Below are 12,989 nucleotides of genomic sequence, written 5' to 3'. Positions count from 1 at the left end.
TCACTCCATTGGCCGTTCCCGGCGCGAAGGCTCGCGCCGACCCCGCCGACCCATGGATGTTCCCGTGCCCAGGTTCAGTGTCATCGTGCCCGCGTACCGGGTCCAGGAGTATCTGCACGCGTGCCTGGAGTCGGTGCTGTCCCAGTCGTACCAGGACTTCGAGGTGATCGTCGTCGACGACGGGTCGCCGGACGCGTGCGGTGCGATCGCCGACGAGTTCGCGGACCGCGACCCGCGCGTGCGCGCCGTGCACCTGCCCGAGAACCAGGGCCTCGGCCCCGCCCGCAACGCCGGCATCGAGCGGGCGGGCGGCGACTACCTGGTCTTCCTCGACGGCGACGACACCCTCGCCCCGGACGCGCTGCGGGCCCTCGCCGACCGCGTGAAGGAGACCGGCGACCCGGACGTGCTGGTCTACGACTACGCCCGGACGTACTGGACCGGCGAGACCGTCCGCAGCCGGGCGGCCGCGCACCTCACCGAGCAGGGACCGGCGCCGTTCCGGCTGGCCGACCGGCCGGGGCTGCTGCACCTGCTGATGGTGGCCTGGAACAAGACGGTGCGGCGGGAGTTCGCCGAGCGCGAGGGCCTCACCTTCCCGCCCGGCTACTACGAGGACACCCCGTGGACGTACCCGCTCCTCCTGGCCGCGGAGTCCGTCGCCACCCTGGACCGGGTCTGCGTCCACTACCGGCAGGGCCGCCGGGGCAGCATCCTGGGCACGGCGAGCGCACGCCACCTGGACGTCTTCACGCAGTACGACCGGGTCTTCGCGTTCCTCGAGTCGCATCCGGAGCACGACCGCTGGCGGCCGGTGCTGTACCGCCGCATGTGCGACCACCTGGCGACCGTGTTCACCCGTCCCGACCGCCTCCCGCGTTCCCTGCGCGCCGAGTTCCTGCGCCGGGCGCGGGTCCACTGCCGCCGCTACCGGGTCGCCGGTGCCCCCGTCCCGACGCCGGTCCGGGTGCGCCACGCCCTGCTCCGGCTGGGCCTGCGCCGCACCTGGGAGACTCTGCGGCTGGCGTCCGCCCTGCGCCGACGGACGGCGGGGGCCGCCGCCGGATGGCTGCGGGCCGCCCGGACCGGCGCCCTGCGCCTGCACTACCGGGGCCAGCGCCTCCTCCCGCTCCGCGCCGACCGCGCCCTCTTCGCCGTCGACGGCGACGGGGGGTACGGCTGCAACCCGGGTGCGCTGGAGGAGGCGTTCCGCCGCTGCGCGCCGCACGTGCGCACCGCGTGGGCCGCCGCTCCCGCGCACCACCACACGGTCCCGCCCGCGACCCGGCGCCTCACGCCCGGCACGGCCGCCTACTGGACGGCGCTGGCCCGCTCCCGGTACCTGGTGCACAACTCCGCCTTCGACAGCGGCCTGGTCAAGCGCCGGGGCCAGGTACTGGTCCAGACGCAGGCCGGTACGCCGCTCGCGCACATGGGCCTGGACCTGCAGGAGCGGCCGGCCGCCGCGGGCGGCACCGACTTCGCCCGGGTGCTGCGCGAGGTCGACTCCTGGGACTACGTGGTCTCCGCCAACCTCCACTCCACCCTCACCTGGGAACGCGTCCACCCCGGCGGCTACACCACCCTGGAGTACGGCCAGCCCCGCGCCGACGCCCTCCAGCGGGCGACCGACGCGGACGTGGCACGGCTCCGCGAGACCCTCGGGATCCCCGAGGGCACGGTGGCGATCCTGTACGTGCCCGCCCACCGCGACTACCGCCGCACCCAGCGCCCGGCCCTGGACCTGGAGCGCATCGTCCGCCGCCTCGGCCCCCGCTTCATGGTGCTGGCCCGCGCCGACCCGGGCCGCGACGTCCGGCCGGCCTCGCCCGTCGGGCGGGTCCTGGACGTGAGCGGTCACCCGAGCGTGGAGTCGCTGTGCCTGGCCTCGGACGCCCTCGTCACCGACTACGCGTCCCTGATGTTCGACTACGCGGGCCTGGACCGGCCGATCGTGCTCCACGCCGACGAGCCGGAGGCGTTCGAGGCGGCCCGCGGCACCTACGTCGACCTGCGCTCCGTCCCGCCGGGGCCGGTCGCGCGGGACGAGGACGAGCTGATCGGCGTCTTCGCCGGCGGCGACTGGTACGGCGCCCGGTCCACCCGGCTGCGGGCCGAGTTCCGCGAGCGGTTCTGCCCGTACGACGACGGCCACGCCGCCGAGCGCGTGGTGCGCCGGGTGGTGCTCGGCCAGACCCGGCTTCCTCCGGTGGTGCCGCCCGGCGCCCGCCGTCCGCCCGCGGCGGCGGTCGCCCGCACCCCGCTGGCCACGGTCCCGCAACCGGCCGGGCCGCGCACCGTCACCGACAGCCTCTGAGCGCCGTTGGTCCCTCCGGAGCCCGGGGCGGCACGCGCCTCGCGGCCGGCGCAGGGCTCCCGCCGGACCAGCACATCGAGAGAAAGAGCAGCATGCCCCGCTTCAGCATCATCGTCCCGTCCCATGGGGTCGCGGGGCGGCTCTCCCAGGCACTGGACTCGGTGCTCGACCAGTCCTTCGGCGACTTCGAGCTGATCCCGGTCTGCGACGCCCCGGGCACCCCCGCGGCGGACGTCGCCGAGGAGCACGCCGGACGGGACTCGCGGGTGACGCCCGTGCACGCCCCGCCGTCGGGCGGGCTGGCCGGGGCGCGCAACGCCGGGATGCGGGCGGCGAGCGGCGCGTACCTGCTGTTCCTCGACGGCGACGACGTCCTCGTGCCGGGCGCGCTGGCGGCGCTGGAGGCGCGGCTGGCGGACACCGGGGGCGTCGACGTGCTGTATTTCGAGTACGAGCGGGTGCCCTGGTGGGAGGGCGAGGCCACCAACCCGGCCGCCCCGCTGCTGGCCGGGACCCCCGACGGCGCCTTCGCCCCCGACCGCGCCCCCGGTCTGACCGGCGTGCGGCTGCCCGCGTGGAGCGCGGTCCACCGCCGCACCTTCCTCACCGAGCGCCGGCTCGCCTTCCCCGACGGGCACTTCACGGACATCGGCTTCGGCGCCCTGGTCGCGGCGCGCGCGGAGCGCGTGGCGGTGCTGCGCTCGGTGGTCGTCCGCCATCTGGTGCGGCGCCAGGGCAACCGGCTGAACCTGCCGGGACCGCACCACGCGGACCTCCTCGACCAGGCCGAACTGGCCCTCACGCACGCCGCCGAGCGGGGACTGCCGGACGCCCGGCGCGGGCCGCTCTTCGAGCATCTGTTCGCCGCGATCCTGAAGACGGCGACGCATCCCCGGCGGCTGACGCGCCGGGAGCGCCGGGTCTTCTTCCGGCGGGCGAGCCGCCTCTACCGCCGCCACCGCCCCGCCGGTTTCCGCCCGCCGGGCGGCCGGCTCGGCGTCCAGCACCGGCTGCTCGCGTGGGGGTCGTACGCCGGTTTCCGCGCCCTGCGCGCCACCAACCGGGCAGTCACCGGGGCGCTGCGCCGCCTGCCGTGGCCGCGGGGGCTGCGCACGCGGCTGCTGTACCGCCGCCACCTGCGCCGCCCGCTGGATCCGAACCTCGTCGTGTACTGCGCCTACTGGGGCCGCGGCTACGCGTGCAGCCCGGCCGCGATCCACGCCAAGGCCCGCGAACTCGCCCCGCACCTCAGGTCGGTGTTCCTGGTCGAGGCGGACCAGGCGCACACCATGCCGGCGGGCGTCGACCACGCGGTCATCGGCGGCCGGCGGTACTGGGAGGTGCTGGCCCGCGCCAAGTACCTGGTGAACAACGCCAACTTCGCCGAGGGCGTGGTCAAGCGCCCCGGCAGCGTGCACGTGCAGACGCAGCACGGCACCCCGCTGAAGACGATGGGCGTGGACCAGTCGACGTACCCGGTGGTGGCCGCGGCCAGCGGCAGCTTCACCAAGCTGCTGGGCCGCGTCGACCGCTGGGACTACAACGTCTCCGCCAACCGGCACTCCACCCAGATGTGGGAGCGCGCCTTCCCGGGCTCGTACGAGCACCTGGAGTACGGCTATCCGCGCAACGACGTCTACTGCACGGCGACCGCCGAGGACGTGGCCCGCGTCCGCCGCGAACTGGGCGTCCCGGACGGGGCGACGGCGATCCTGTACGCGCCCACGCACCGGGACTACGAGAGCGGCTTCGGCGCCGGCGCCCTGGATCTGGAGGCGTTCTGCGAGGCGGCGGGCGAGGACGTGGTGGTGCTGCTGCGCGCCCACTACTTCTACGACCGGGGCGGCCGCGCGGGCAGCGGCCGGATCATCGACGTCACCGCGCACCGCTCCTCCGAGGACGTGTGCCTGGCCGCGGACGCGCTGGTCACCGACTACTCGTCGATCATGTTCGACTACGCCAACCTGGACCGGCCGATCGTCGTGTACGCCGACGACTGGGACGTCTACCGGGAGACCCGGGGCGTCTACTTCGACCTGATGGCGGCGCCGCCCGGACCGGTGGCGCGGACGCCTCAGGAGCTGGCCCGCGTCTTCGGCGACGGCTCGTACGCGGGCCCGGAGTCGGCGGCGCTGCGGGCGGCCTTCCGGGAGCGGTTCTGCGAGTTCGACGACGGCCGGGCCGCCGAGCGGGTCGTGCGCCGGGTGCTGCTCGGCGAGCCGCCCGAGGCGCTGCCGCCCGTGGTCCCGCTCGCGGAGCGCGTCCCGGCCCCCGCCGCCACCCTCGTAAGGAGCTGACCCCGCCGTGCCCCGCTTCAGCGTCATCCTTCCCTGTTTCAAGGTGCAGGGCTTCCTGCGCGAGTGCCTCGACTCGGTCCTTACCCAGTCCTTCCGGGACATCGAGGTCATCGCCGTCGACGACTGCTCGCCCGACGGCTCGGGCGCGATCCTGGACGAGTACGCCGCCCGCGACGACCGGCTGCGCGTGCTGCACCTGGAGGAGAACGCCGGCCTCGGCCGGGCCCGCAACGCCGGGCTGCCGCACGCCACCGGCGACTACCTCTTCTTCCTCGACAGCGACGACACCCTGGCCCCGGGCGCGCTGCGCGCCATGGCCGACCGGCTCGCGGAGACGGCCGACCCCGAGGTTCTGGTCTTCGACTACGCGCGCACCTACTGGTGGGGCGGCACCCGGCGCAACGCCCTGGCCCGGGTGCTGGCCGAGGCCGGGGAGGGCACGTTCACGGCCGCCGGGCACCCCGAGATCCTCGACCTGCTGATGGTGGTGTGGAACAAGGTCTACCGGCGCGACTTCGTCGAGCGCGAGGGCTTCACCTTCCCGCCCGGCTACTACGAGGACACGCCCTGGACGTTCCCGGTGATGTTCAGCGCCGAGCGGATCGCCACGCTGGACCGCATCTGCCTGAACTACCGGCAGCGGCGGCAGGGCAACATCCTGTCCACCACCAGCCGCAAGCACTTCGACGTGCACGCGCAGTACGAGCGGGTCTTCGCCTTCCTCGACGCCCGGCCGGAACTGGCCCGCTGGCGGCCGTTCCTGCACGCCAAGATGGGCGAGCACTGCCTGGACATCCTGTCCAAGCCGGACCGGCTGCCGCCGTCCGACAAGGCCGAGTTCTTCCGGCGGACCGCCGAGATGTTCCGCGCGTACCGGCCCGAGGGCGCCGAGATCCCGGCCGAACTGCGGGTGCTGGCGGGCGGCCCCCTCGGCTACCCGGCCTACCGGCTGCGGCGGCGGTCCGGACAGGCGGCCCGGGAGCTGGAGCGCCGGGCACGGCAGGCGGGGGGCGCGGTCGCCGGACGGCTGCGCGGGGCCGGCAGCGCGGTGCGCGCACGCCGGCCGCTGGACCCGGACCTCGCGGTGTACTCGGCGTTCTCGCACCGGGGCGTGCTGGGCGACCCCGCGGCGATCCACCGCACGGCGCGCGAACTCGCCCCGCACCTGCGCGGGGTGTGGGTGGTGCGCGACGAGGAGACGGCGGCGCTGCTGCCGCCGGACACCGAGCACGTGGTCCTGGGCAGCGCCGGCTACCGGCGGGTGACCGAGCGGGCGACGTTCTTCGTCAACAACGTCAACTGGCCCGGTGCCGTGACCAAGCGCCCGGGCAGCGTCCACATCCACACCCACCAGGGCACCCCGCTGAAGTACATGGGCGTCGACCTGCTGGGCCGGCCCGGCGCCCGGCACGGCCTGGACGTGCCGCAGATGCTGCGCCGGGCCGACCGCTGGGACTACAGCCTGGTCGCCGGCCGGTACGCGGAGCGGGTGTGGGAGCGGGCGTACCCGTGCCACTTCACGTCCGTGCCCAGCGGCAGCCCGCGCAACGACGTGCTGGTGAACGCGGGTCCGGACGACGGCCGCCGCGTGCGTGAGCGGCTGGGCGTCCCGGACGGCCACACCGTGGTGCTCTACGCGCCGACCCGGCGGGAGTACCGGCGGGGCGGGCTCGTCGAACGCCTCGACCCGGCCAGGCTCGCCGCGGACCTCGGCGAGGGCCACACCCTGGTGGTCCGGCTGCACCCGTCGCTGGCCACCGGACCGGCCCGCGGCATGGGCCTGTCGGAGCTGCACCGGCGGGGCGTCCTGGTCGACGCGACGGACGAACCGCACGTGGAGGAGCTGATGCTCGCCTCCGACCTGCTGATCACCGACTACTCCGCCCTGCTGTTCGACTACGCCCTGCTGGACCGGCCGATCGTGATCCACGCCGACGACTGGCGCGCGTACGAGGCGAGCCGCGGCGCCTACTTCGACATCACCGAGGAGGCGCCGGGGCACGTGTCGCGCTCGTACCGGGAGCTGGCCTGGCTGCTGGCGTCCGGGGCGTGGCGGGACGAGGAGGCGGCGCGGCTGCGGTCGGCCTTCCGGGCCCGGTACTGCGAGTACGAGGACGGCCGGGCCGCCGAGCGGGTGGTGCGGACGCTGCTGCTGGGCGAGCCGATGCCCGGCCCGGAGCCGTCCGGCGTCCCCGGCGCCCGTTCGGTCACCGCCGGACACGACCTGCTCGCCTCCTCATGAGACCGCGGCTGTGGGTGCTGGTCCTGGCCGCCGTGTTCGCCGCGCTGCAACTGGCGAACGTCACCGGCCGGGACACCCCCGACACCAAGAACTACCTGGCGTACACGCTGAGTCTCAGCGGTGAGGGCAAGCGCGGGGTGGCGACGGCCACGATCGACTACGTGTGCGCGAGCCGGGGCGAGCGGGCCCGGCGCGACCAGAGCGTGCACGTGGTCCACTTCCACCGGCCCGACCCCACCGACCAGGTGGCGGCCGAGTGCCGGGAGCAGGAGTGGGGGGTGGTGGAGCCGCAGCTGGCGGCGGGCCGGACCGGGGGGCACACCCTGCCGTACATGCCGGACCGCTTCATGCGGATCTTCGAGGTGCGGCCCGGCTACCCGCTGTTCCTGGTGCCGTTCGTGACGGCCCTCGGGGTGACCTGGGGCCTGTGGGCGGCGGGCGTCGTCATCGCGTGCGCGGGCGGGGTGCTGGCCTTCCTGATCCTGCGCGCGCTGTCGGTGCCGGTGCCGCTCGCGCTGGGCGGGCAGGCGCTGTACTACGCGCTGCCGTGCGGGACGACCGCGATGCGGCCGATGACCGAGGGGCTGCTGATGGCGCTGACCCTGGCGGCGGTCTGGGGCTGTGCGCTGATACTGCGGGAGGGACGGACGCGGGCGGGGCTCGCCCTGGTGGCCGGGTCGCTGGCGGCGCTGTTCACGGTCAAGCACTCCCAGTCGCTGTTCCTCGGGGTGTGCCTGGCGGCGGCGGGCGCGCTGATCGCGTGGCGCCGCCGGCGGGGCGGCCGGTCGCCCCGGGACGTGCTCGCGCTCGCGGCGGTGGGGCTGGCCGGTGCCGTCGGCACGCTGGTGCTGGCGAAGCTGCTGCACTACCCGTCGGTGTCGGACAGCGTCCAGGATCTGCTCACCGACCACTTCGCGCGGCCCGACCGGGAGCGTCCGTGGCCGGAGTTCTGGCAGCTGCAGGGCAACTTCTGGGTGGAGTGGCTGCGCCGGCAGGCGTGGCAGCCGCTGTTCGTCGCGGCCCTGGCCGCCGGGGCGTGGGGCGCGCTGCGGCGCGGGGGCGCGGTCGGCGGGTTCCTGGTCGCGGCGGCGTGCACCGGGATCCTCACCCAGGCCGGCCATCCGGACATCAACATCTGGGGCGAGCGGCTGATCGTGCTGGCCTGGCTGCTGCCCGTGGTGGGCATCCCGCTGCTGCTGGAGCCGGTGGTGCGGGGCGGCAGGGTGCCGCTGCCCGCGCAGGGGCCGGCCGACCCGGTCCGGGCGGTCGGCTGAGCGTCACCCGTTGAGGTGACGTGGGTTCAGGGCGGTGACCACGCCGGGAACATACGCCAAATGTCCCGAATGTCACACCCTCTGATCCCTTCGTGAGCGCCGACGTCGCCGTCCGGCGGCCGGTACGCGGCGCGACGGCGCTGCGCGGTGGCCGCGGATGGCGCCCCACCCCGTACCAGGTCGCCGGTTTCCTGTTCCTCCTGGTGATGTCGCTGGCGTACTGGGCGGTGCCGCTGTGCTGCGACGCGGGCCAGCACGCGGCGGTCGTGGAGCGCCTGAAGGCCGACCTCCTGGACCCCCGGCACCCGATGGCCGACCTGCCCGGCGCGGGCAGTGCGTACTACTCGCCGTACGCCCTCGCCCAGGGCGTGTTCGCGCGGCTGACCGGGCTGGGCGGCTGGGAGGTGGTGCGACTCGGCGGGCCGCTGAACCTGCTGGTGCTGCTGACCGGCCTGAACCGGTTCGTGCGGGTGCTGAGCCCGCGGCCGTGGGCGCCGGTCCTGGCGCTGGGCGCGATGACGCTGCTGTGGGGCACCGAGCGGGCCTGGTGGAGCGGCTACCTCGGGCTGATGTCGATGACGGGCAACCTCGGCTACCCGTCGACGTGCGCGATCGGGCTCACCTTCTGGGCCTGGGCGCTGACCGGGGCGCGGGCGAGGGACGAGCGCCGGGTGCGGTACGTGGGGCCGGGCGGGCTGCGCGGACTGCCCGGGTACGCGGGGCTCGGCGCCCTGTACGGGCTGGTCCTCCTGATCCACCCGATCACCTCGGTGGCGGCGGTGCTGGGCGCGGTGGCGCTGGTGGCCGGGTGGCAGCGCGGGTGGCGCGGCCCGGTCGCGGGGCGCTGGGCGCTGACGGGCGCGGTGGCGGTGGCGTCGGCGGCAGTGTGGCCGTACTTCGACGTGTTCGCGCTGGCCGGCGACGACAGCGTGGACGGGCTGCACCGGGTGCTGTACCTGGACCTGCCCGGCGAGTTCTGGCTGGGGCTGCTCGGGCTGCCGGCGCTGTGGGCGCGGGGGCGCCGCTCGGTGCGGGACCCGCTGGTGCTGATGTTCGCGCTGGACTGCGCGGTGGTGGCGTACGGCTGGTGCAGCGGGCACTACACCTACGGCCGGATCCTCGGGCTCTCCCTGGTGCCGGCGCAGTTCGCGCTGGCGGTGGAGCTGGCGGCACCCCGGCCGTGGGGGCGGTGGCGCAGGGCGCTGGGCTCGGCGGCGGCCGCGGGTGCCGCGCTGGGGTTCCTCACGGTCCACGCGGGGGCGGTGGTGCCACGGGCGCTGGACCCGGTCGGCTTCGAGCAGCCGCCCCACTGGCCGGAGTACGCGTGGGCGGCCCGGCACATCGGCCCCGGCGAGGTCGTGATCACCGACGGCTACTACGCCGGGCACGCCATCGCCGGGTACGGGCCCAACCTCGCGGCCCCCGCCTGGCCGGACCCGGCGCTGGACGAACGGGAGCGCGGGCGGCGGGCGGCCGACGTCCGGGCGTACCTCGCGCCCGGTTCGACCCGCGCCGGGCGCGCCGCCGTCGTCCGCCGCTACGACGTCCGCTGGCTGCTGCTGACCCGCTGGCACCCGGTGCCCGAGGAGGCGGTCGTGGTGGCGTGGAGCGGGCGCACCGGGGAGGTCCTGGCGCGGGTCGGATGAGCGGGGGTGCCGCCGGCCGGACTACTCGATGACCAGCTCGACCGGGATGTTGCCCCGGGTGGCGTTGGAGTAGGGGCAGACCTGGTGGGCCTGCTCGACGAGCTTCCGGCCGGTCTCCTGGTCGAGGCCCTCGGGCAGCTCGACCCGCAGTGTGACGGCGAGCGCGAAGCCCTCGCCCTGCTTGCCGATGCCGACCTCGGCGGTCACGGCGGCCTCGCTGACGTCGGCCTTCGCCTGCCGGCCGACGACGCCGAGGGCGCTGCCGAAGCAGGCGGCGTACCCGGCGGCGAACAGCTGCTCGGGGTTGGTGCCCTTGCCGTCGCCGCCCATCTCGACGGGGGCGCCGAGCGCGAGGTCGAGCTTGCCGTCGGAGCTGACGGCGCGGCCTTCGCGGCCGTGGGTGGCGGTGGCGGCGGCGGTGTAGAGCGCGTCCATGGGAAACCCGTCCCTCTCAGTGGAGTGCGTCGCACATGGCGACCTCTGACGCCGACAAGTAGAGCACGCAACTTGACTGCGCGCAACTAAATTGCGCACAACTTAATGACGTCCGGTCGGCTACCCTGGATCCCATGACCACGCCCGCGACCGACTGGCTCCGCCTGGACCAGCAGATCTGCTTCTCCCTGAACGCCGCGTCCCGCGCCTTCGGCGGCGTCTACCGCGTGGTCCTCAAGGACCTGGGACTCACCTACCCGCAGTACCTGGTGCTGCTGGTGCTGTGGGAGCACGGCGAACTGCCCGTGAAGAAGCTCGGCGAGCACCTCCGCCTCGACTCCGGCACGCTCTCGCCGCTGCTCAAGCGGCTGGAGGCGGCCGGTCTGGTCCGGCGGGAGCGCAGCGCGCGCGACGAGCGGTCGGTGGAGGTGCGGCTGACCGGGGAGGGCGTCGCGCTGCGCGAGCGGGCCGCCGAGGTGCCGCGCCGGATCGCCGCGGCGACGGGGCTGGACGTGACCGAGGTCCAGGAGCTGCGCGACCGCCTCGACCGGCTCACCTCCGCCCTGGACGCGTACGGCACCGATCCGGCCCCGGCACCGTCCTGAGGGGTGCGGGCGCCCGCGGGGCCCGGGATGAAGGATCATGTCCACCAGGGACACTCACGACCACGGTCCGCCCAGGACCACTCACACAGGGGACGGCCGCACATGACCTGGCTGATCACCGGCGGCGCCGGATACATCGGGGCGCACGTCGTACGGGCGATGACCGAGGCGGGCGAGAAGGCGGTGGTGTACGACGACCTGTCCACCGGTATCGCCGACCGCGTCCCCGACGGCGTCCCGCTGGTGGTGGGCTCGGTCCTGGACGGCGAACGGATCGCCCGCGCCCTCGCCGACCACTCCGTCACCGGCGTCGTGCACCTGGCCGCGAAGAAGCAGGTCGGCGAGTCGGTGGACCTGCCGCTGCACTACTACCGGGAGAACGTCGAGGGTCTGCGCGTCCTGCTCGACGCGGTCACGGCGGCCGAGGTCCCGTCCTTCGTCTTCTCCTCCTCCGCCGCCGTGTACGGCATGCCGGACGTCGACCTGGTGACGGAGGAGACGCCGTGCGCGCCCATGTCGCCGTACGGCGAGACCAAGCTGGCCGGCGAGTGGCTGGTCCGCGCCACCGGCCGGGCGACGGGCCTGTCCACGGCCTCGCTGCGCTACTTCAACGTCGCGGGCGCGGCGAGCCCCGAGCTGGCCGACACCGGCGTCTACAACCTCGTCCCGATGGTCTTCGAGAAGCTGACCGAGGGCGCCGCCCCGCGCGTCTTCGGCGACGACTACGCGACGCCGGACGGCACCTGCGTCCGCGACTACATCCACGTCGTCGACCTGGCCGAGGCCCACGTCGCCGCGGCCCGCGCCCTCCAGTCATCGCCGGGCCGCACCCTCACCCTCAACATCGGCCGGGGCGAGGGCGTCTCCGTCCGCGAGATGATCGACCGCATCAACGCCCTCACCGGCTACGACCACCCTCCGACGGTCACCCCCCGCCGCCCCGGCGACCCGGCCCGCGTCGTCGCCTCGGCCGACCGCGCCGCCGTCGAACTCGGCTGGAAGGCCAAGTACGACGTCGAGGAAATGATCACGTCGGCATGGGCGGGCTGGGTACGGCTGCATCCGGAGGCGGCGCGGGACTGAAGCACGCACGGGGGGGCCGGTCATGACCACGTACGACCTGCTGCTCATCGGCGGTGGCTCCGGCGTCGGCAAGAGCACCGTCGGGTGGGAGGTGTCCGCGCTGTTGCGGGGCGCCGGGACAGCGCACTGCCTCATCGAGGGGGACGGCATGGACCAGATCCATCCCGCCCCCGAAGGGGACCCGCACCGCACGGCGGTGACGGAGCGGAACATCGCGGCGGTGTGGGCGAACTACGCGGCGCTCGGACAGCGCAGGCTGATCTACACCAACACCGTGAGCATCCTGGAGGCGCCGATGATCGGGCGGGCCATGGGCGGGGGCGGGGTGCCGGTCACCCGGGTGCGGGTCACCCCGGTGCTGCTGACCGCCGACGACGCCACCGTGCGGCAGCGGCTCGCCCTGCGGGAGACCGGTTCGCAGCTCGGCGTCCACATCGAGCGGAGCCTGCGCATGGCCCGGCGGCTGGCCGAGGAGGCTCCCGCGGGCACGGTTCGCGTGGCCACGGACGGCCGGACCGTGCCGGACATCGCGGCGGAGGTGCTCCGGGCCGCCGCCTGGTGAAGGGGCCGACCACAGGGGTCGCAGGTGTCACAGGGGCTGGACGAACTCCGCCCGCCACTGCGGGGACGGGTCCGAGCCCAGCTCCGTCCAGTACTCCCGGCCGCCGGTGATCCGGCCGTCGCGGACCGTCCAGAGCGACACGACCCGGTGGACGCCCATCGTGTCGTGCGGGACCTCCACCTCGGAGACCACGGTCTCGCCGTCCCCGTCCGCGACGACGCGTAGGACGTGGATGGACCAGCCCTCCGGGTACCGCGCGTTGACGGCGACGAAGTCGGCGCGGCCCACGATCCGCTCGGCGCTGACCGGCCACTCCACCACCAGGTCGTCGGCGAGCAGCGCACCCAGGCCCGCCCAGTCGCGGGCCTGCATGCGGGACCAGAACTCCTGCACGATCGTCGTCGATTCCATGCCCGCATCCTCGCAGGCACCACTGACATTGATCCTGATAGTCAGGTTCCGGTGGTCGTGACTCTGCCGCTGACTGAGGTCCTGCTGGACTGTCCTCTGGCTGTTCTGTCCGGCCAC

Annotated in this window: 10 protein-coding genes; 8 read left to right on the top strand and 2 right to left on the bottom strand. The window is 74.6% G+C overall.

Features of this window, described 5'->3' with window-relative positions; all coding sequences use genetic code 11:
- Nucleotides 1–64 precede the first annotated feature (64 nt).
- The 5 genes from ACFW01_RS36640 (at nucleotide 65) to ACFW01_RS36620 (ending at nucleotide 9,776) form a co-directional block, all read left to right on the top strand.
- Nucleotides 65–2,317 (top strand): CDP-glycerol glycerophosphotransferase family protein, encoded by a 2,253-nt coding sequence (locus ACFW01_RS36640; protein WP_384510941.1) that lies wholly within the window; start codon nucleotides 65–67, stop codon nucleotides 2,315–2,317.
- Nucleotides 2,318–2,409: 92 nt separating this feature from the next.
- Nucleotides 2,410–4,614: a CDP-glycerol glycerophosphotransferase family protein gene (locus ACFW01_RS36635; RefSeq protein WP_384510938.1), complete on the top strand. Its 2,205-nt coding sequence runs from the start codon at nucleotides 2,410–2,412 to the stop codon at nucleotides 4,612–4,614.
- A gap of 7 nt (nucleotides 4,615–4,621) precedes the next feature.
- Complete coding sequence (locus tag ACFW01_RS36630; RefSeq protein ID WP_384510935.1) at nucleotides 4,622–6,856, top strand: CDP-glycerol glycerophosphotransferase family protein; 2,235 nt, start codon at nucleotides 4,622–4,624, stop codon at nucleotides 6,854–6,856.
- A complete protein-coding gene (locus ACFW01_RS36625) occupies nucleotides 6,853–8,130 on the top strand; it encodes a hypothetical protein (protein ID WP_234961154.1) in 1,278 nt (425 codons plus the stop codon). Before ACFW01_RS36630 ends, ACFW01_RS36625 begins: the two co-directional genes overlap by 4 nt.
- Nucleotides 8,131–8,222: 92 nt before the next feature.
- Nucleotides 8,223–9,776 (top strand): hypothetical protein, encoded by a 1,554-nt coding sequence (locus tag ACFW01_RS36620; protein WP_384510931.1) that lies wholly within the window; start codon nucleotides 8,223–8,225, stop codon nucleotides 9,774–9,776.
- Nucleotides 9,777–9,797: 21 nt separating this feature from the next.
- Here ACFW01_RS36620 and ACFW01_RS36615 read toward each other — a convergent pair whose 3' ends face one another.
- The gene (locus tag ACFW01_RS36615) at nucleotides 9,798–10,211 is read right to left on the bottom strand and encodes an organic hydroperoxide resistance protein (protein WP_234961156.1); all 414 of its coding nucleotides are present in this window, start codon (nucleotides 10,209–10,211) and stop codon (nucleotides 9,798–9,800) included.
- A 134-nt stretch (nucleotides 10,212–10,345) separates the two neighbouring features.
- Here ACFW01_RS36615 and ACFW01_RS36610 point away from each other — a divergent pair, with 134 nt between their 5' ends.
- The 3 genes from ACFW01_RS36610 to ACFW01_RS36600 all read left to right on the top strand — a co-directional run bounded on the left by ACFW01_RS36610 (nucleotide 10,346) and on the right by ACFW01_RS36600 (nucleotide 12,461).
- Entirely contained in the window at nucleotides 10,346–10,816 is a 471-nt protein-coding gene (locus tag ACFW01_RS36610) for a MarR family transcriptional regulator (protein WP_234961157.1), read from the top strand.
- A 102-nt stretch (nucleotides 10,817–10,918) separates the two neighbouring features.
- Nucleotides 10,919–11,899 carry a UDP-glucose 4-epimerase GalE gene (galE, locus tag ACFW01_RS36605; RefSeq protein ID WP_234961158.1) on the top strand — a complete coding sequence of 327 codons (981 nt, stop codon included), beginning with the start codon at nucleotides 10,919–10,921 and terminating at the stop codon, nucleotides 11,897–11,899.
- 22 nt (nucleotides 11,900–11,921) lie between these two features.
- Nucleotides 11,922–12,461, top strand: a complete 540-nt coding sequence (locus ACFW01_RS36600; protein ID WP_384510926.1) for a hypothetical protein — start codon at nucleotides 11,922–11,924, stop codon at nucleotides 12,459–12,461.
- 27 nt (nucleotides 12,462–12,488) lie between these two features.
- On the opposite strand, the gene ACFW01_RS36595 is transcribed toward ACFW01_RS36600, so the two are convergent.
- Nucleotides 12,489–12,872 carry a nuclear transport factor 2 family protein gene (locus ACFW01_RS36595; RefSeq protein WP_384510923.1) on the bottom strand — a complete coding sequence of 128 codons (384 nt, stop codon included), beginning with the start codon at nucleotides 12,870–12,872 and terminating at the stop codon, nucleotides 12,489–12,491.
- Nucleotides 12,873–12,989: the final 117 nt, after the last annotated feature.

Origin of the sequence: Streptomyces sp. NPDC058985 (assembly GCF_042740985.1) — a bacterium.
Taxonomy (GTDB): domain Bacteria; phylum Actinomycetota; class Actinomycetes; order Streptomycetales; family Streptomycetaceae; genus Streptomyces.
Note: the sequence above shows the minus strand (reverse complement) of the source record. Positions and strands in the feature narration are given on the sequence as shown.

What these genes read in the sequence shown, in the direction of transcription:
- ACFW01_RS36595 (WP_384510923.1), bottom strand. Translation starts at nt 12,872, where the DNA reads ATGGAATCGACGACGATCGTGCAGGAGTTCTGGTCCCGCATGCAGGCC.
- ACFW01_RS36635 (WP_384510938.1), top strand. Translation starts at nt 2,410, where the DNA reads ATGCCCCGCTTCAGCATCATCGTCCCGTCCCATGGGGTCGCGGGGCGG.
- galE (WP_234961158.1), top strand. Translation starts at nt 10,919, where the DNA reads ATGACCTGGCTGATCACCGGCGGCGCCGGATACATCGGGGCGCACGTC.
- ACFW01_RS36610 (WP_234961157.1), top strand. Translation starts at nt 10,346, where the DNA reads ATGACCACGCCCGCGACCGACTGGCTCCGCCTGGACCAGCAGATCTGC.
- ACFW01_RS36625 (WP_234961154.1), top strand. Translation starts at nt 6,853, where the DNA reads ATGAGACCGCGGCTGTGGGTGCTGGTCCTGGCCGCCGTGTTCGCCGCG.
- ACFW01_RS36615 (WP_234961156.1), bottom strand. Translation starts at nt 10,211, where the DNA reads ATGGACGCGCTCTACACCGCCGCCGCCACCGCCACCCACGGCCGCGAA.
- ACFW01_RS36600 (WP_384510926.1), top strand. Translation starts at nt 11,922, where the DNA reads ATGACCACGTACGACCTGCTGCTCATCGGCGGTGGCTCCGGCGTCGGC.